Raw genomic sequence first — 19,024 nt, forward strand, 5'->3', positions numbered from 1 at the left:
CCAAGCACTTTCTATCGACCAGAGCCAGTCTTCGGACGTGTGGCAGGAACATGTTGTGCGCCCATAATAGAATGGCAATTGTTGCCCCAGGGACATTCTCCCACCATAATGCCTGCTTACCTTCGTATCGCGCGCCATGAACTCGCTCCCACCGAACTCGATTGAAGATCGTCTCTATGTGCTGAGAACGCGCTGGGAGAGTTACGCAGCGGAAGGCCGCTTCGAGCAATTCATTGAATTCGCCGTAGCAATCAACAGTCTGGCGGAATACTTCAACCGCCAGCGCTTGCCTGGACTCGTGCGCTTGTGCGAGGGCCTGGAAGTTGCCACATTGGCCAGGCTGGGAGATGTGTCCACGCATCCGCTCCCGCAGCAGGATGTGCTGTCGCTTCAGCGCCAGATCGATGCGCTGCTTGGCTCTGTTGCCACCTCCCGCCCGCCCGTTGCGGAGCGCCGTACTGAAGAACCGGCATCCGCCGCCTCGGACATCGACTGGATCAAGCCGCGCTCGATCTGGATGCTGCACGCGCCCGAGAAGCTCGAAATGTGCAATGCGCTGTCGCGCCAGCTGCAGTTCTTCGGCTTTCGCGTATTTGTCATCGGCCGGGATTGCAAGAACCTGCCGGAAGACAGGCCGCTGGCGGTGCTCTTCATCCCGGCGAATGAATATGCGAGCGAGGAAGACTACGCCTGTATCGCTTCGATTCGTGCCGCCTGTCCGGCGAGCCAGCTGTTATACCTTGGCGTGCGGTCGGCGATCGAACCCATCGTCGCATTGATGCGCGCCGGTATCGACATCACGATCCCCGCGGAAGACCAGCCGGCAATGGTGCTCAACTGCGTCCTCGACCTGGTCCAGACCAATGAGCAGGAGCAGTACCGCGTGCTGGTAGTGGAAGACTCGCGCGTTGCCGTGGCGTTGATCCAGCGTACGCTCGCACAACATGGCATCGACACGCAGGCGATCAACGACCCCGGTTGCCTGCTGGATGCGCTGGAGTCCTATCGTCCCGACCTGATCCTGATGGACATGTACATGCCGCGCTTTACCGGCGTCGAAGCGACGCGGGTGCTGCGCCAGATGGCTGGGTACAGTTCGGTGCCGATTGTTTACCTGTCCGGCGAATCCGAAGTCGCCATGCAGGTCGAAGCCCTGCGCCTTGGTGGTGACCAGTTCCTGATGAAGCCCTTCAACCCGGTACTGCTCGCAGCTGTCGTCAAGACACGTATCGAGCGCTTCCGCGAGACGCGCCGTTCCAGCCGCCTCGACGGCTTGACCGGACTGCTGAACCACACGACCGCCAAATCACGCCTCAATACATTAGTGTCGCAGGCCGGCGGGAGTGGACCGCTGACGGTCGCAATGATCGACATCGACCACTTCAAGGCCATCAACGATACATACGGCCATCCAGTGGGCGACCAGGTGATCCGCGGACTGGCATGGCTGCTCAAGGGGCGTTTGCGCACGATTGACCTGATCGGACGCTATGGCGGGGAAGAATTCCTGCTTGCGCTGCCGGATGTCACGCCAGCACAAGCCGGTTCGGTGATCGATCGCATCCGCGCCGACTTCGCGGCACTGCCCCATGCGCATCCCCAGGGAGCCCTCTACGCAACCTTCAGCGCCGGCATCGCGGCCTATCCACACATTGATACTGCCGCCGGCCTCACGGAAGCAGCAGACGGAGCTCTGCTGCAGGCGAAGCGCCTCGGACGCAATCGCGTGGAAAGAGCGGGTTAACGCTACGCTGAACAAGTACACGCGCGCCTCGCACCCTGACTGCGGGCGGTCCGCAGCGTTGCACATCCTCGCCATGGTCCCGCCATGGCTGCGGTTTGCGCGCGGCCGGCGTCGGCCTTGCGCCCCATCCCGGATTCAGGCGCGTGCCATCGCGGGACTTGTTCAGCGTAGCCTTAAATCAATGCCAGGCGAAGCACTGCTTGGCGTGCAGCATCTTCCAGTCCTTCCAGTTCCGGCCGTTTCGGCCGGTTCCGTACACGGAACAGCATCAGGCCCTCGATCTGCGCAACGATCAACGCGGCGCGGATCATGTATTCGCTGTCAGTAATATCCGGCGACAGGCCGCGGATGAGATGGAAGACCGCTTTCCGCTCCCGTGCCTGCATCTTCTCCATTAATGCAGAAGCAAAGGTATTGCGCGTGGCCAGCGCCCAGAATTCGAAGAACATCCCGCGCATCACCGGCGCGCCCAATTCCTCCAGGAACATGTCGATGGTTGCCATGAACTGGTCGACGCGCGACGCGCCCTCCATCGAGGCGGCGATGCTGTCGATACGCACCTGGAACTGGTCCAGCGAATCGAGCAGCAGCGCTTCCACCAGCATGTCCTTGCTCCGGTAGTAGTGCTGCACGTTGCTGAGGCTGACGCCAACCTGTGCCGCGACGCGCCGCATTGTCAGCCCGCCATAGCCCTCGGCCGCAAAGATTTCCCGCGCAGCCTGCAGGATGCCCCGCGCGCGCTCAAGGCCTTTTTCTGTCGTGCCTGAAGTTTTTCTCTTGAGTGAAGTCTTTAATGCCGGAGACATGGTGAGAGGGAAATTGGCCCTTGGGAAAACGCGTCGGATTATCGCACGCGCGTTGACAAAACCATACGCTTGACCTATAAAGTTCGACTTTAGGTCAATTGACCTAAAGTGGCGAATTCTTTTACAGGGGCGAAACATGAGCCAGAAAGTCTATGTGTCGGGCGTCGGAATGATCCCGTTTACCAAGCCGGGTGCGAGCGCGCCTTACCACCAGATGGGTGCCGATGCTGCACGCAGGGCGCTGAAGGATGCCGGGCTCGCGTATGACGACATCCAGCAGGCTTATGTCGGCTACGTGTATGGCGATTCCACGAGCGGGCAGAAGGCGGTATACGAAGTCGGCATGACAGGCATCCCCGTCGTGAACGTCAACAACAACTGCTCCACCGGCTCGACCGCGCTGTTCCTTGCCAGGCAGGCAATTGCCGGCGGGGCCGCGGACTGCGTTCTGGTGCTCGGCTTCGAGCAGATGAGCCCGGGGGCGCTGGGCTCGGTCTTTACCGACCGTCCCGCGCCGTTCGACGCATTCGATGCCGTGACTGATGAACTGGTAGGCAAGCCGGAGATCCCGCTGGCGTTGCGCTATTTCGGCGGAGCGGGCCTGCATCACATGGAAAAGTACGGCACGCAACTGGAGACTTTCGCCAAGATTCGGGCCAAGGCCAGCCGCCATGCGGTCAACAACCCACTGGCGTTATTCAAGCAAGTCGTAACGACCGAAGATGTGATGAACGCACCGATGATGTGGCCCGGCGTGATGACGCGCCTGATGGCATGCCCGCCGACCTGCGGTGCAGCGGCAGCAGTGCTGGTCTCCGAACGATTTGCGAAGAGCCGTGGGTTGAATGCGAACGTCTGCATCGCTGCGCAGGCCATGACGACCGATCGTCCGAGCACATTCCATTCGCGCGACATGATGCGCCTGGTCGGCTTCGATATGGCGAAAGAGGCGGCCAGCAAGGTGTACAACGAAGCCGGCATCGGCCCGGAGGAGCTGGATGTCGTCGAGCTGCACGACTGCTTTGCGCATAACGAACTGATCAGCTACGAAGCGCTCGGTCTCTGCCCGGAAGGCAGCGCCGAAAAATTCGTGAACGACGAAGACAATACCTATGGCGGCAAGGTTGTGACGAATCCGTCCGGCGGCCTGCTATCGAAAGGGCATCCGCTCGGCGCCACCGGCCTGGCGCAATGCTATGAGCTGACGCACCAGCTGCGCGGCACAGCGGAAGCCCGGCAGGTGCAGGGCGCGCGGATCGCACTCCAGCACAACCTCGGCCTGGGTGGTGCGTGCGTCGTCACGATGTACCAGACGGCCTGATCAGGAACGAAACAAGTACAACAAGAGGACAATCATGAACTATCAGTCTCCCTGGATGAATCCGGAACTCGAGACATTCCGTGACGCGGTGCGGCGCTTTGTGGAGGGCGAAGTGGCGCCGCATCAGGAGCGGTGGCGCAAGCAGCAGCATGTCGACCGCGACCTGTGGCGCAAGGGTGGCGAAATGGGCCTGCTGCTCGCGGACATTCCGGAAGCCTATGGCGGTTCCGGCGGCAGCTTCGCGCACCAGTGCGTCGTCTTCGAAGAACTGGCCTATGCAGGCGACGTCGCGTTCGGCCTGCATGTACATTCCATCGTGGCCCACTATCTGCTGAACCAGGGAACCGAGGAACAGAAGCGGAAATACCTGCCGAGACTGGCCAGCGGCGAGATGGTGGCCGCCATTGCGATGTCGGAGCCGGGGGCTGGTTCGGACCTGAAAGGCGTCCGCACTACCGCCGTGCGCGATGGCGACGGCTATCTGCTGAATGGATCGAAAACCTTCATCTCCAATGGTTACCTGGCGGATCTGATTGTCGTCGTTGCCAAGACCGACCCGGAGGCCGGTGCCAAGGGGATCTCGCTGATGCTGCTGGAGACCAAGGATTGTGCGGGATTCCGTGTCGGTCGCATTCTTGAAAAGATCGGGCAGAAGGGGCAGGACACTTGCGAACTGTTCTTCGATAACGCAAGGGTCGGTCCGGACAGCGTACTCGGCGGCGCGGAGGGCAGGGGATTTGCCCAGCTGATGAACGAGCTGCCGTATGAGCGGACCATCGTCGGCGTCTCGGGCGTTGCCATGATCGAGCGCGCGGTGCGCCTGACGACTGACTACACGCGTGAACGCAAGGCATTCGGCCAGGCGCTGATCGACATGCAGAACACGCGTTTCGTCCTCGCAGAAGCGAAAACCGAAGCGACCATTGCACGCACCTTCATCGACCGCTGCATTGTTGACATGATGGAGGGGAGAATGGATGCGGTGCTTGCCTCCATGGCGAAGTACTGGATATCGGACTTGCAATGCAAGGTGATCGACAATTGCCTGCAGCTCTTTGGCGGCTACGGCTACATGCTCGAATATCCAATTGCACAAATGTATGCGGATGCGCGTGTGCAGCGGATTTACGCCGGATCCAACGAGATCATGAAGGAAATCATCGCCCGTTCTTTGTAATCTCCCCAGCGGGCAGCCGTTGCCGCGGCCCGCTTGCCTCCCTATCCACCTCTTCTTGCGCCTTCCCACGCCCGGAAAAACTTAATCCGTATCAATGATTTCGTAAAAGCCCTTCATCTACACTGCGCTAACTCTTTCTCAAATGCACTTTCGACGAAGGGGTTAAAGCCTTCACATGGCATCGGCGCACAAGGAGGGAAAAATGAATACCGGGAAGGTCGTTGCTGCTACGGATTCAACGAACTTTTGCATCGGTGCCACGAAGCCGTTTCAACACTGTCACAAGCCACGAGCACGGGACGGTCCTGGCAGAGGATGGTTGACCCGAACGATTCCACAAGAACCGTTCGGCGACACTCGTTTCTGCCCGAATTTTCACGGCATTCGCGGCGGCGCAACAAAGGAGGAGTTGGACTTTGCCAAAAGATGTATTTGTAATGTATGATTTAGGCGGTGGCAGCTAATAATGAATTGCAACACTGGCACACAAGCACTCCTGGGGCCGCGTCACTGCGGATCACGACGAAAGGACTTTACCTAACATGAGCTCAGCTTTCACAAAATCGACAGCGCGCAACATCTTCTACGGTGGCGCGGTGTTCTTCTTTCTACTCTTTCTTGCAATGACGTTTGACACCATGCAGACGTTGCCCAAGCGTGACAATCGCGCCAACCTGACCGAGTCAGTGGCGCGAGGCAAGCACATCTGGGAAACACGCAACTGCATCGGCTGCCACACACTGATGGGTGAGGGAGCTTACTTTGCGCCTGAACTGATGAACGTGTACACACGCCGTGGCCCGGATTTCATCAAGGCCTGGATGCAGGCACAGCCGACCGGTGCGCCGGGACGCCGCCAGATGCCGCAGTTCCATCTGAATGATCAACAGCTGGACGACCTCGTGAACTTCCTGAAGTACACGGGTGAGGTGAACACTAACAAGTGGCCGCCGAACATCGAAGGCTGATCACGGTTAACAGATCAACGCAACAAGCGGAGAAAACAATGCAATATAAATCACAGGCGGTCGCGAAGCCTTACTTTATCGCGGCGATCGGCCTCTTCGTCGGGCAGATTCTCTTCGGCCTGATCATGGGCCTGCAGTATGTGGTCGGGGATTTCCTGTTCCCGGCGATCCCGTTCAACGTGGCCCGCATGGTCCACACCAACCTGCTGATCGTGTGGCTGCTGTTCGGCTTCATGGGTGCGGCGTACTACCTGATTCCGGAAGAATCGGAGCGTGAACTGCACAGCCCGAAACTGGCATTGGCGATGTTCTGGATCTTCCTCGTCGCCGGCGCAGCAACCATCCTCGGCTACCTGCTCGTGCCGTACGCGACGCTGGCTGAAATGACCGGTAACGATCTGCTGGCAACGATGGGACGCGAGTTCCTCGAGCAGCCGCTGCCGACCAAGGTGGGTATCGTCATTGTCGCACTGGCAATGCTGTACAACCTGTCGATGACCGTGCTCAAAGGCCGCAAGACTGCCATCAACCTCGTGATGATCATCGGTCTGTGGGGCCTGGCGATCTTCTTCCTGTTCTCGTTCTACAACCCGGCGAACATCGTCAAGGACAAGTACTACTGGTGGTGGGTCGTTCACCTCTGGGTGGAAGGCGTCTGGGAACTGATCATGGGTTCCATGCTGGCCTTCGTGCTGATCAAGGTGACTGGTGTTGACCGCGAAGTGATCGAGAAGTGGCTGTATGTGATCATCGCCATGGCACTGATCACCGGCATCATCGGTACCGGCCACCACTACTACTGGATCGGTGCACCGGAATACTGGACCTGGTGGGGTAGCGTGTTCTCCGCTCTTGAGCCGATTCCGTTCTTCATGATGACCGTCTTTGCATTCAACATGGTGAACCGTCGTCGTCGTGAGCATCCGAACAAGGCAGCAGTCCTGTGGGCACTGGGCACCGGCGTGATGGCCTTCCTCGGCGCAGGCGTGTGGGGCTTCCTGCATACGCTGGCACCGGTGAACTACTACACCCACGGCAGCCAGATCACTGCAGCACACGGCCACATGGCGTTCTACGGTGCATATGCAATGGTCGTGCTGACGATGATCAGCTACACGATGCCGCTGATGCGCGGTCGTGCAGCCAACAGCGCCAAGTCGCAGGTTCTGGAAATGTGGTCGTTCTGGCTGATGACGATCTCCATGGTCTTCATCACGCTGTTCCTGACCGCCGCAGGTATCCTGCAAGTGTGGCTGCAACGCGTCGCCGCACAACCGATGGGCTTCATGGCAGCACAAGATCAGGTCGCCCTGTTCTACTGGCTGCGTGAAATCGCCGGTGTGGTCTTCCTCGTCGGTATCGTGCTGTACGTAATCAGCTTCTTCGTCAAGGGCAAGGATACGGCAGCAGCCTGATCCCTTACCTGAGAACGCCCGCCCGGATGCTCCGGGCGGGCAGACCGGGAGAAAAACCTTGAACGCATCACCGTTTCCTTCGGCATCACAACAGAATCGCGTCGGGTTGCCTGGCGACTTTGCAATGTGGTGCTTTATTCTTGCCGAACTGCTCGTGTTCGGCATTTTTTTCCTCGCTTACGCTTTCACGCGTGCCAGCAACATCGAATTATTCAATGCGTCGCAGCAGGAACTTGACCGGCTTAGCGGCGTCATTAACACCGTCCTTCTGATTTCCAGCAGCTATTTCGTGGTGCGTGCCGTCGATGAAATCCGGCATGGTCACGGCAAAGGCTGCGCCAACTGGCTGATTGCCGCGATGGTATTCGGCGGCGGCTTCCTCGTACTGAAGATGATGGAATTTGCAGCCAAGGTCGAGGCCGGCATTTCAATGTCGACCAACACCTTCTACATGTTCTATCTGTTTCTCGGCTTCTTTCATTTCATGCATGTTGTGCTTGGCATGATCATCCTGGGAGCTGTTGCACTGAAAGCACGGAATGGCGGCTACAGTGCAGAGGACCACGTCGGCGTCGAAACTGGGGCATCATACTGGCACATGGTCGATCTCGTATGGATCGTACTGTTCCCTCTGATTTACGTACTACATTGACAATCAAGAGCATGAAATCGTCAACGCTTGAATGGCTGATCCTGCTGGCGCTGACGGTGCTGACCTTCAGTCTTGCTGAGGCCGGGCTGTCCGGCGGTGCGGTACTGACACCCGTACTGATCGCAACGCTGTTGAAAGGCCGCATCGTCATCGACCGCTTCATGGCACTGCAGCGCGTGGTCGCTCCATGGCGCTGGGTTGTGCTGGGCTGGCTGGTGCTCGTGCTTGGCCTGATTGCCTATGCATTCCACTCCTCACCGAATTAACCGGAGAAAAACATGAACGACCTCACCGCCCCCGGCCTGGCAGCCTCGCTGAATGTTCCCTTTTACCAGCCGGTCGGCAACGAGTGCGAGCTGTTCGAATATGCATTTCGCAACCGCCTTCCGCTGCTGATCAAGGGCCCGACCGGATGCGGCAAAACGCGTTTTGTTGCACACATGGCAGCGAAACTCGCGCGGCCGCTCATCACGGTTGCCTGTCACGATGACCTGACCGCCGCCGACCTCGTCGGCCGGCATCTGATCGGCGACGGCCAGACTGTCTGGTCCGATGGTCCGCTCACGCGTGCGGTGCGCCAGGGCGGCATCTGCTATCTGGACGAGATCGTCGAAGCGCGCAAGGACACCACCGTCGTGCTGCATCCGCTGACCGATGACCGGCGCATTCTGCCGATCGAGCGCACCGGTGAAGAACTGCATGCGCCGGACGACTTCATGCTGGTCGTGTCGTACAACCCGGGCTACCAGAATCTGCTGAAGAGCCTGAAGCCTTCGACGCGTCAGCGTTTTGTCGCGATCAACTTCGGCTTCCCTCCGGCAGACCTGGAGCACAAGGTCCTGATCGCCGAAACCGGCATCGAGGCGATGCGCGCAACGCAGCTTGTGACCCTTGCCGGACATTTCCGTCAGCTGAAGGACCACGACCTTGAAGAAGCTGTGTCGACGCGTCTGCTGGTCTACGCAGCGAGCCTCATGCGCGCCGGTTGCGATCCGGTCGAGGCGTGCGACGCCGCACTGGTGGAGCCATTGACTGACGATGCAGATACCGCGGCAGCCCTGCTCGAAGTGATCAAGGCCACCTTCGGAAAATGATGCTCGCAGATGATGATGCCTCGACTGCAGTGCAGGCCGAGGCGCTCTATCTGATCAACCTGCTGTTGTTGCCGGGACTGGCATTTATCGGCCTGCTCTGGCTGGGCCACCGGCATTCTGCGAATGCAAGCCCGCTCACGCGCTGCCACCTGAAGCAGACCATCATCGCCAGCCTGTGGGCCGGTGCGCTCCTGACCGTTGTCAGCGTTGCCATCGTGGTGATGGGCGGGCTGCGGGTGCCGGCTACCTGGGTCGTGGCGATCCTCTATTTTGTCTGCTGCCATGCCGTGCTCGTGCTGTTCGGCGTACTGGGCCTGGCCCGCGCGATGGCGGCACAGACGTATATCTATCCGCTCATCGGGAGCAAGAAATGGTAATGCCCCTGCGGACGGCAGAAGCAAGCCGTCCATCGACAGGACCTGTAGTGCCGCCGGCGACTGGTCAGAAAAGTGCCGGCTGGCTGGGCTGGCCGGTGCAGCGCTGGCGCCAGCTTACGCAGGCAGGTTTCTTCCTGCTGTTTATCTTTGCGCCGGTATTCGACATCTTCCGGCTTGACCTGAACGTCAAGCATCTCATCTTCTTCGGCCTGGACTGGACCTTGGGGCTGGATGACTTCGTCGCCGGACGCGCCACTGCCGCCGAGGCATCGCTGAACATCGTGCTGCGCGGCTTCCTGCCACTGGTCGCCATCGGCGGCACGCTGATCTATGTGAGCTGGAAGTGGGGCCGGTTGTACTGCGGCTGGCTGTGCCCGCATTTTTCCATCGTCGAAACGATCAACCAGACCTTGCGCCGCGCCATCGGCAAGCAAAGCCTGTGGGACAAGAAGCGCCTGCCCATGCGCAATCCGGACGGCAGCGAAACCAAATACGATGCGATCTGGTGGTTCGGGGTCATCCCGCTGGTGATTTTCTGCTCGGTGTTGTGGGCAGTCGTGCTGCTGACCTACCTGCTACCCCCGGCCGAAATTTACGGCAACATCTGGAACGGCACGCTCACGCGCAACCAGACCGTCTTCCTCACCGCAGCGACGATTGCGTTCTTTATCGAGTTCATGTTCGCGCGCCATCTGTTCTGCCGCTATGCCTGCGCCGTCGGCTTTTTCCAGAGCCTGGCATGGATGGCCAACGACAAGGCGATGGTGGTCGGATTCAAACGCGAGAATGCAAAGGATTGCTCAACCTGCTATTCCGCCTGCGACCATGTCTGCCCGATGCGCCTGAATCCGCGCAACGTCAAGCGCATGATGTTCGCCTGCGTGCAATGCGGCCAGTGCGTCGATGCCTGCGACCACACGCAGGAAAACAATCCGAATGGCTCGCTGCTGAACTGGGTGCATGACATCCGCGCCGAGTCGGAAGCAGCGTTCAATGTACGTGCTGCGCGCACGATACCGATCAGGCAGGTGCCCAATCCGCCTGAACAACACGAGGGATAAGCCATGGAAGAATATGTCGGCGGCTTGTGGGACAGGCTGATCACACGCACCGCCTATCGCGGCTATCCCAAGGCGCGGGTGGAACTGAAGGAAATGGAGCGTATCGCGCCGATCTTTTTCCGCGCATTGGGCGGTGATGCGGCGCTGAACGTGCGCGCCGGCACCGCGACCGAGCACGGCGCACAGCGCAGATGGCTGGAACGGGTTGCCGGCATCGGCGAGAAGGTCGAGCTGGCCTGGGCGGACGAAACCACGCTGCACCTGCCTGCATCGATCGATTTCTTCCCTGAAAAGGCGTTGAACCGCGAACTCTACCTGTGGCTGATCGCGCTTGCTGCCCATGATGTGGAGCCGGACGAAAGCTGGATCGTGCGCAACCAGCGTGCCGCGCAGGCAACCCTGGAAGCGCTGCCCGGCATGGTGGGACGCTATCGCAAGCTGGTGGAGGCGGAAATCGCGCGCCGGCCGAAGGTCGAGAGCCTCACCGGGCCGGATGCTACCGCCGAAGAAACACTCCGGGAGGCATTGCGCGATCCAGGATCCGTCGATGAGTTTATCCCCGGCCGCAAGCCGCCCACCCCTGTCCCGTTGTGGCTGCACCCCGAGCCGCCGGTCGCCAAAGGAGAAATGCGCAAGCGCGAGCAGGGCGAGCCGCAGCAGCCGGAAGGCAGCAAGGTAAAGAATGACGAAGAAAGCCGCAAGCGCGCGGCGGAACAGGTGGAAATGCCGAAGCCGGACAGCCCCTTCGTCCTGCTGTTCCGTGCAGAGAGCCTGTTTTCATGGGCCGAGTTCATCAAGGTCAACCGCGACCTCGACGAGGACGAAAACGACGATGCAGCGAAAGCGGCCAACGACCTCGACTTCCTCAGCGTTGCGCATGACGGCAAGACCACGGCGAGCCGCGTGCGGTTCGACCTCGACCTGCCGGCCGAAGCGGACGATGATCTTGTACTCGCCGAAGGCATCCCGTTGCCGGAATGGCACTATCGCAAGCAGCAGTTGCAGCCTGCGCACTGCCGCCTGCAGATGATGGTCGCACGCGATGCCGAACCGTGCGATCTGCCCGTCGAACTGCGCGCGACAGCGCGGCGCCTGCGCAGCCAGTTCCAGGCACTGACGCCGCAGCGCTCCCGCTTGCGTGCACAACAGTCAGGCAGCGATCTCGATCTTGATGCCTGCGTACGGTTTGCCGCGGAAAAAGCGAGCGGCCTGCCGACATCGGAGCCGGGGCTGTACATCGACAGCCGCAACCAGCAGCGCGACCTGTCGTGCCTGCTGCTGGCGGACCTGTCGCTGTCGACGGATGCGTGGATCAATAACTCTGCCCGTGTCATCGATGTCATCCGTGACAGCCTGCTGTTGTTCGGCGAGGCACTGGCGGCGACGGGCGACCGCTTTGCGTTGTACGGCTTTTCATCGGTGCGGCGTGAGAATGTGCGCTACCACCTGCTCAAGGGCTTCGACGAGCGCTATAACAACGTCATCCGCGGCCGTCTTGCGGCACTCAAGCCGGGCTTCTACACCCGCATGGGTGCGGCGATCCGCCATTCCGCTGCAATCCTGTCCAAGCAGAAAACGGCACGTCGCCTTCTGCTGATCATTACCGACGGCAAGCCCAACGACCTCGACAAGTACGAAGGGCGATATGGCATCGAAGACACGCGCGTCGCAGTGCAGGAGGCGCGGCGGCTCGGCCTCACGCCGTTCTGCGTGACGATTGACGAAAAGGCGGGCGACTACCTGCCGCACCTGTTCGGCGCGAACGGTTATGTCGTGGTAAGGGATGCGGCCATGTTGCCGCAAGTGCTGCCGCGTCTGTATGTGCAGCTGACCGGCGCGAACTGAGCACCGGGCCGCACACGCGGAATTATTCGGTCTCGAGTTTGCGCCTGCGTGCTGCGGCGCTGCGCTCCAATGCAATCGAGGAGCGCGGCTTCAGCTCGACATGCTCGACCGGTTTACGGTTGGCGTCGATAAACTGCTCCAGCGCCTTGAACAGGTCATTGAATACCTGTTTGCCGAACGCCTGTTCGGTGTACTGATACTGCAGGTCGATCAGCGGCGCAATTTCGCTAATCAGCTGGTCGCCTTTTTCCGCCAGGCGCACAAGGACGCGCCGCTGGTCCTCCGTGCTGCGGGCGCGGTGGATGAGGCCGAGCTCTTCCATCCGTGCCAGCACGCCCGCCATGCTGGCACTCAGCATCTGGCACATCTCGCACAGTTCCCACGGCTCCAACTGGCCATGTTCGTCCAGCAGACGCAGGATGCGCCACTGTTGTTCAGTCAGGCCGTAATGATTCAGGATAGGCCGGAAGTGTGACATCAGGCACTCGCGCGCTTTCAGGAAAAGCTGCGGCAGGTTGCGGTAGACGATGCGGTTCTTCAAGCGGTGCTCCGATTCGGTGTGGCGACTTCACGACGACGTACGAATTTTCCCGCACTGCTGGTCAGTGCACAAGAAGTGCTGAAAAAACTCGCACGATTATAACCCCTTGACTTACTAAGATGTTAGTAACTAATATTCGCTAAGATGTTAGTGAAAATATGCCGCCGAATGTGCTTGGCGGCCAGCGAGAAAGGGAAGTCATGCAACAGATGTACGAGGATCGCATTCGTCTGCCGCGCCTGAGGGAGCGCATCACGAGCCCGGGACTGGCGGCAACCTGGATACGGGATGGCATGACGGTCGGTGTGAGTGGTTTCACCCGTGCCGGCGACGTGAAAGTCGTACCGCTCGCATTGGCCGAACGCGCGCGCGACGAGCACCTGAAGATCACGCTGATGACAGGGGCTTCCCTTGGCAACGACGTGGACAAGACACTGACCGAGGCGGGTGTTCTCGCACGTCGCCTGCCTTTCCAGGCCGATCCCACGCTGCGAGCCGCGATTAATCGCGGCGACGTGATGTTCGTCGACCAGCATCTTTCCGAAACGGTGGAACTGCTGCGCACCAGGCAGATCGCGCCGATCGACGTTGCCGTCATCGAGGCGATCGCGATTACCGAAACCGGTGCGATCGTGCCCACGACGTCGGTCGGCAACAGTGCGAGCTTCGCGATCCTGGCGGACAAGGTGATCGTGGAAATCAACCTGAGCCAGTCGCTGGAACTCGAAGGCCTGCACGACGTATTCATCCCGAAGCGGCGCCCGCAGCGCGAGCCGATTCCGATCCTGACTGCACGCGACCGCGTCGGCGGAACGGCCATCGAGATTCCGCCCGAGAAGATCGTCGCCATCGTCATCACCGAAAAAGCTGACAGCTCGTCGACCATCCTGCCGCCCGACGACGAAACGGCTGCCATTGCGGGACACCTGGTCGACTTCTTCAAGAACGAAGTCCGGCTTGGGCGCCTGACGGAACAGTTGCTGCCGCTGCAGGCGGGCATCGGAACCATTGCCAATGCAGTGATGACCGGCTTTATCGACAGTCCTTTCAGCGGGCTGACGATGTATTCCGAAGTGCTGCAGGATTCCACCTTCGACCTGTTCGATGCGGGCAAGCTGGATTTTGCGTCCGGCTCGTCCATCACCCTGTCGCCGCAGAAGAGCGAAGAAGTTTTCCGCAATCTCGGGCGCTACAAGGATCGTCTGGTGCTGCGTCCCCAGGAAGTCAGCAACCACCCGGAAGTCATCCGGCGCCTCGGCATCATTGCATTGAATACCGCGCTGGAAGCCGACATTTACGGCAACGTCAATTCGACCCATGTCTTGGGCACGCAGATGATGAACGGCATCGGCGGCTCCGGCGACTTCGCGCGCAATGCCTACCTGTCGATCTTTGCGACGAAGTCAGTGGCCAAGGGCGGCAAGATTTCGAGCATCGTGCCGATGGTTTCGCATGTCGACCATAACGAGCATGACGTTGACATCCTTGTGACTGAAATCGGACTCGCAGACCTGCGCGGTCTTGCGCCGCGCGAGCGTGCCGAAGTCATCATCAACAACTGCACGGCCGAGCCGTATCGCCAGATGTTGAAGGACTACGTCAGCGAAGCGAAGCGGCGCGGCGGTCACACGCCGCACGTGCTCGAGGAAGCATTTGCCTGGCATACGCGCTTCCGTGACACCGGTTCGATGGTGGACGTACCCTGCGTGTGCGCAAAGGCGGCGTAGGCGGCAAAAGTTACATCAGGCGGCGTGCCCTGGTCGTCAGCCACGCAGGTTGGCGAACTGGCGCAAGCGTCTCCCGTAGGGATAGGCAACATTCCACACGGTAGAAAGCTGCCCCGACTGTAACCAGAACTGCCACTGGAAATGCAGGAAATTGGTTGCATCAAAACAGGTGCGCGGGATCTCGTCCAGTGGCGTCGTCGCTTGGCAGGACCGGCGCGCTACCGTGTATTGATACCGGAAACCGGCGCGGACCGCAGCGTTGCGCCAGGCGGGCGTTGACTCTCCCCACGGCCAGGCGAGATGGGTGAAATGATTTCTCGGTAATGCCAGGCGCTGCGAAAGGATGTCGACCGAGGTCGTCAGATCCGTGGCGATATCGGTGAGCGACCAATCCGCGAAGCGCTTGTGCGAGTGGCTATGCGACTGCAGGTCGATCAGCCCGCCGGACTGCAGCGCGCGCGCCTGGTCCCATGACAGAAAAGCCGGAGGCTGTTGCGCGCCTGGTCTTTCGCTATCAGTCGTTTCGGTGTCGCGTACCAGCCTTGTCGAAATGAAGGCAATCGCGGGGAAATTGTATTCCTTCAGTATCGGCAGGGCCGTGCTGGCGATGCTTTCGTAGCCATCATCAAAGGTGATGACGAAGGAGCGCGGCGGCACCGGCTTGCCGGTCCTCATCCCGTAAGTGAACTCGTCTGCCGTCAGTGCATGCCACTTGCGCTCTGCCAACCATTGCAGGTGACGTTTGAAAACCGCCGGTCGTGTTGCGGTTGACAGCGCCGAGCCGTCGATGCGGTGATACAGAAGTATCGGAATGGCATTGTTCATTGTTGGCGTGCTCCCTGGTTGCAACTCTTTGTCTCGTCAGCGAACCTTGTAGCAGCTGTCGCTGTCCCGTACTTGTATCCTAGAAGTTCTGCAGGCGGGCAATCTTGTGTGGTATCAAGCTGCCGTAGCGACACGCATGTGCGGGATCAGCATTCCGCAATGAAAGGTCCACAAGTACCGGGAAAGGGCATTGTCAGGAAGCTGGCATCTCCGCCGAGCCGGCGAGGGCCTGGTGAAGCGTACTCATGGTGCGATTCGCCAAGTCATGAAAGGCGGCCAAATGCGCCGCATGCGCATGTTCAGGATGCGCGTTATTGTCGCCGAGCATCTTTTCCAGCGCAGCCGCTGCTGTTGCCAGCTCAGTGGCACCTGCATCGCATGCCATGCCGCGGATGCCGTGCACGGCCGACTTCGCTGCGCGGCGGTCACACTCCGTCACCGCCGCATTGAACCGTTCTATCGCGACGGCAAGATTGGACTCAAGCAAAGTCAGTACGCGGTGGTACAAATCGGTGTCACCCGAGAACCGTTCCAGCGCTTCCTCCGTATCGAAGCCGGGGAGCACCGGCAGTGCCGCCAGGCCCGGCATGGTCGCGACGACAGCGCGCGCGCAGGACGACTCGGGCGCCAGCCAGTGTGCCAAAGTCCGGTAGAAAAGGTCGGGCTGAATCGGTTTTGCGATGTGATCCTGCATGCCGCTACGGATACACTCGGCACGCTCTTCACCGCTTGCATGCGCTGTCATGGCGATGATCGGGAGCTGCGCAAAGCGCTGGTCCATGCGCAGGCGCCGTGTCGCCGCATGGCCGCTCATCTCCGGCATCTGGATATCCATCAGCACCAGGCGGTACGCATCCGGACCGGCAGCAAACAGCTGCTCCAGTGCGAGACGTCCGTTGTTTGCGACATCGACCTGAAGACCGGCAGCGTTCAGCATCTCGCGCGCAATCTGCTGATTGACCTCGTTGTCCTCGACAAGCAGCACACGGCCCGCGAAGCAGGGAACCGTTCGCCCTGCCGGGCGCTGCCGCAGCGGTGTCGGCTTGCATTGTCCAAAGTCGAGCGTAAAGCGGAAGCTGGAACCGGCACCGGCGGCACTGGCAATGCTGATGCGACCTCCCATGAGGTCCACGAGCCGCTTGCTGATGGCCAGGCCAAGCCCGGTCCCGCCGTACTTGCGCGTGATCGTCTCATCCGCCTGGGTAAAAGCATGGAACAGCTTCTTCTGCTGGTCGGGTGAAATTCCGATGCCGGTGTCTTTCACCTCGAAGCAAAGACGCACAGTCTCCCCGTTCTGGCTTTCCACGCTGCAGCGCAAAAGGACACGTCCTTCATCGGTGAACTTGATGGCGTTATTGAGCAGATTAATAAGGACCTGGCTCAGCCGCAACGAATCGCCGCGCAGTTGTAAGGGGACGTCAGCAGCAATGTCAAAGAGATACTCCAGTCCCTTGTCCGCAGCCTGCTGATAGGTGACCGCACGCACCTGTCCAAGCATGTCGTTCAAGGAAAAATCGATGCGTTCAATCGTAAGCTTGCCGGCCTCGATCTTCGAGAAATCGAGGACATCGTTGAGAATGCGCAGCAGCGCGACTGCCGCGCCATGGATCTTCTCCAGGTAGTCACGCTGTTCGGCGGAGAGTTCGGTGCGCAGCGCCAGGTGCGCAAGACCAATCACGGCGTTCATTGGCGTGCGGATCTCGTGGCTCATGTTGGCAAGGAAGGCTGACTTCATGCGTGAAGCCTCCTCTGCGACCTCCCGCGCGGACTTGAGGGCGCGCTCCTGTTCCAGCAGATCCTGGTTGGTGCGCTGCAGTTCCGCGGTGCGTTCCGATACGCGCTGCTCAAGGATGCGTTCGGAGCGTTTGAGGCTGTCGACAAGCTCCTGTTGTGCGGTCTCCTTTTCCTTCTTGATCTGGTTGAAGCGGTCCGCGAGCGTGAAGGACAGCAGCAGCATCTCCAGTGCCGAACCGATCTGCAGGCCGTACACCGCAAGGAAGTTCGGAATGCCGTTCAGGCCGAGACCCCGAAGCGCCATCGTGATGGCGGCCATGACCAGGCAGGCAAACGCGAGAAGGAACAGCCCGGCGCTGCGCTGGCCGCGCAGCTTGCACGCGATGCCGACGACGAGTGCCAGCAGAATGTTCACTCCATCCATCGCCGTGCCCGGCAGGACCATCACCTCGAAGGGAAGCAGGAAGAAGCCAAGGACATGCACCACGTTGAGCACAATGAAGATGCGCATGAGCAGGTCGAGCCGCGGCACGGTCTCGGCAGTGGCAAGCAGGCTCCTTTGGAACAGCGGCAGCGCGATGCCCCCTGCCAACGCAAATCCGACCATGGAGGCAATCCTCGTCCACGCGGTCGACTCCGGCCACAGGAACTGATAACCCATGCCGCTGTGGGCAACGAGGGCAAGACCGGTGCTGGCGACGAAGAACACGTAATACAGGAAGCTGCGGTCGCGAAGCGCGACGAACAGCAGCAGGTTATAAACACCCAGTGCCAGCATCATGCCGAAGAAAACCGACTGGCCAACATACTCACGCAGGCTCTGGCGGTCAAATACTGCCGGATCCCACAGTATGGCCCTCACATCCAGCGAGGTACTGGAGGCGATACGCAGGTAGTAAGTGCCTTGCGAGTTCGCCGGCAGGTGCAGGGGAAAGACGAAGTGGCGATGATCGATCGGGCGCTGCACAAACGGCTTGTCGTATCCCGTCGCCATATGGGAAAAGCCGTTGGCGTCAGGGATATAGAGATCGACTTGCCGGAGCAGGGGGAACGGTATTTCGAGCAGGCGGTCCAGCCCGGACTCGCTGTTGTTGACCAGTGTGACACGCAGCCAGATTGCCGAGCGTCGCAGGCCGAAGTTCAATGATTCGGCATCCCGGTGCGGCGAGACGAATTGCTCCGTGAAGGAAGCGCTGGCGACTTCGTCAATGGACCATTGCCGGCCTGGATCTTCCAGTATCGCCCAGTACGGCGTGAGGTTGACCGGTTCCGGCATCGCTCCGCCACCGAGGCTGAGAGCTGTTTCATGGGCGTGCACGGCAGCCGGCAGCAATACGGCGAGCAGGCAGACGCCAATCCAATGACGAAGCCGGCTCACTGCTCCCCGCATTGCACCATGCGCACCATGCATATGCCCGCCCAAAGAAACCAGAAGTTAACAAGAGTGTGCATTCTATCGTGGCTGCTTCACGGCACGAGCGGCTTGTGCATCGCTTTTTGGCTAGGATGGACAGGTTGGCAACATCGATGGAGAGGGGCAGAGACGAAAATACGAAGACGCAAACGCGGATACGCAAACACGCAGCAGCGAGCCGGTGCCGTCATGTCGCCAGCTGCTTCGTGGCGACTGTGATCCGATGAGCGGAGCCTGCAAGGCGAGCGACGCACTGATCCTGCTATCAAGATCAGCTGCATTTCTGTCGATATTCATGACAAGGGCTAAACGCGTTCAGGACG

Annotated in this window: 16 protein-coding genes; 12 read left to right on the top strand and 4 right to left on the bottom strand. The window is 60.1% G+C overall.

Translation table 11 applies throughout. The features are described from left to right. The first annotated feature begins 136 nt into the window (after nt 1-136). Nucleotides 137-1,744 (top strand): diguanylate cyclase domain-containing protein, encoded by a 1,608-nt coding sequence (locus ACYVIA_RS19085; protein WP_460843644.1) that lies wholly within the window; start codon nt 137-139, stop codon nt 1,742-1,744. Between the two features lie 173 nt (nt 1,745-1,917). Here the strand turns inward: ACYVIA_RS19085 and ACYVIA_RS19090 are convergent, their stop codons facing one another. Continuing rightward, entirely contained in the window at nt 1,918-2,550 is a 633-nt protein-coding gene (locus ACYVIA_RS19090) for a TetR/AcrR family transcriptional regulator (protein ID WP_460843645.1), read from the bottom strand. Between the two features lie 136 nt (nt 2,551-2,686). Between ACYVIA_RS19090 and ACYVIA_RS19095 the strand changes: the two genes are divergently transcribed. The 10 genes from ACYVIA_RS19095 (at nt 2,687) to ACYVIA_RS19140 (ending at nt 12,460) form a co-directional block, all read left to right on the top strand. Continuing rightward, nucleotides 2,687-3,871: a lipid-transfer protein gene (locus ACYVIA_RS19095; protein WP_460843647.1), complete on the top strand. Its 1,185-nt coding sequence runs from the start codon at nt 2,687-2,689 to the stop codon at nt 3,869-3,871. Between the two features lie 34 nt (nt 3,872-3,905). After that, the gene (locus ACYVIA_RS19100; RefSeq protein ID WP_460843649.1) at nt 3,906-5,048 is read left to right on the top strand and encodes an acyl-CoA dehydrogenase family protein; all 1,143 of its coding nucleotides are present in this window, start codon (nt 3,906-3,908) and stop codon (nt 5,046-5,048) included. A 542-nt stretch (nt 5,049-5,590) separates the two neighbouring features. After that, on the top strand, nt 5,591-6,016 hold the full coding sequence (locus tag ACYVIA_RS19105; protein ID WP_460843651.1) for a c-type cytochrome: 426 nt from the start codon (nt 5,591-5,593) through the stop codon (nt 6,014-6,016). A 38-nt stretch (nt 6,017-6,054) separates the two neighbouring features. Continuing rightward, the gene (locus ACYVIA_RS19110) at nt 6,055-7,431 is read left to right on the top strand and encodes a cbb3-type cytochrome c oxidase subunit I (RefSeq protein WP_460843652.1); all 1,377 of its coding nucleotides are present in this window, start codon (nt 6,055-6,057) and stop codon (nt 7,429-7,431) included. Nucleotides 7,432-7,555: 124 nt separating this feature from the next. Further along, entirely contained in the window at nt 7,556-8,083 is a 528-nt protein-coding gene (locus tag ACYVIA_RS19115) for a cytochrome c oxidase subunit 3 family protein (protein ID WP_460843654.1), read from the top strand. An 11-nt stretch (nt 8,084-8,094) separates the two neighbouring features. Beyond that, on the top strand, nt 8,095-8,349 hold the full coding sequence (locus ACYVIA_RS19120; protein ID WP_460843656.1) for a cytochrome C oxidase subunit IV family protein: 255 nt from the start codon (nt 8,095-8,097) through the stop codon (nt 8,347-8,349). Nucleotides 8,350-8,361: 12 nt separating this feature from the next. Beyond that, nucleotides 8,362-9,177 carry an AAA family ATPase gene (locus tag ACYVIA_RS19125; protein ID WP_460843657.1) on the top strand — a complete coding sequence of 272 codons (816 nt, stop codon included), beginning with the start codon at nt 8,362-8,364 and terminating at the stop codon, nt 9,175-9,177. Beyond that, the gene (locus tag ACYVIA_RS19130) at nt 9,174-9,554 is read left to right on the top strand and encodes a hypothetical protein (RefSeq protein WP_460843659.1); all 381 of its coding nucleotides are present in this window, start codon (nt 9,174-9,176) and stop codon (nt 9,552-9,554) included. The genes ACYVIA_RS19125 and ACYVIA_RS19130 overlap by 4 nt, the downstream gene beginning before the upstream one ends. Continuing rightward, nucleotides 9,548-10,615 carry a 4Fe-4S binding protein gene (locus ACYVIA_RS19135; protein WP_460843661.1) on the top strand — a complete coding sequence of 356 codons (1,068 nt, stop codon included), beginning with the start codon at nt 9,548-9,550 and terminating at the stop codon, nt 10,613-10,615. The genes ACYVIA_RS19130 and ACYVIA_RS19135 overlap by 7 nt, the downstream gene beginning before the upstream one ends. A 3-nt stretch (nt 10,616-10,618) precedes the next feature. Next, on the top strand, nt 10,619-12,460 hold the full coding sequence (locus tag ACYVIA_RS19140; protein ID WP_460843663.1) for a nitric oxide reductase activation protein NorD: 1,842 nt from the start codon (nt 10,619-10,621) through the stop codon (nt 12,458-12,460). A 22-nt stretch (nt 12,461-12,482) separates the two neighbouring features. On the opposite strand, the gene hpaR is transcribed toward ACYVIA_RS19140, so the two are convergent. Next, entirely contained in the window at nt 12,483-13,001 is a 519-nt protein-coding gene (gene hpaR, locus ACYVIA_RS19145; protein ID WP_460843665.1) for a homoprotocatechuate degradation operon regulator HpaR, read from the bottom strand. Between the two features lie 209 nt (nt 13,002-13,210). Here hpaR and ACYVIA_RS19150 point away from each other — a divergent pair, with 209 nt between their 5' ends. Further along, a complete protein-coding gene (locus tag ACYVIA_RS19150; protein ID WP_460843716.1) occupies nt 13,211-14,728 on the top strand; it encodes an acetyl-CoA hydrolase/transferase family protein in 1,518 nt (505 codons plus the stop codon). 36 nt (nt 14,729-14,764) lie between these two features. Here ACYVIA_RS19150 and ACYVIA_RS19155 read toward each other — a convergent pair whose 3' ends face one another. After that, nucleotides 14,765-15,553 (bottom strand): polysaccharide deacetylase family protein, encoded by a 789-nt coding sequence (locus ACYVIA_RS19155; RefSeq protein ID WP_460843667.1) that lies wholly within the window; start codon nt 15,551-15,553, stop codon nt 14,765-14,767. Between the two features lie 193 nt (nt 15,554-15,746). After that, nucleotides 15,747-18,665, bottom strand: coding sequence for a 7TM diverse intracellular signaling domain-containing protein (locus ACYVIA_RS19160; RefSeq protein WP_460843669.1), 2,919 nt, complete (start codon nt 18,663-18,665; stop codon nt 15,747-15,749). Nucleotides 18,666-19,024: the final 359 nt, after the last annotated feature.

This window comes from Noviherbaspirillum agri (assembly GCF_054780595.1).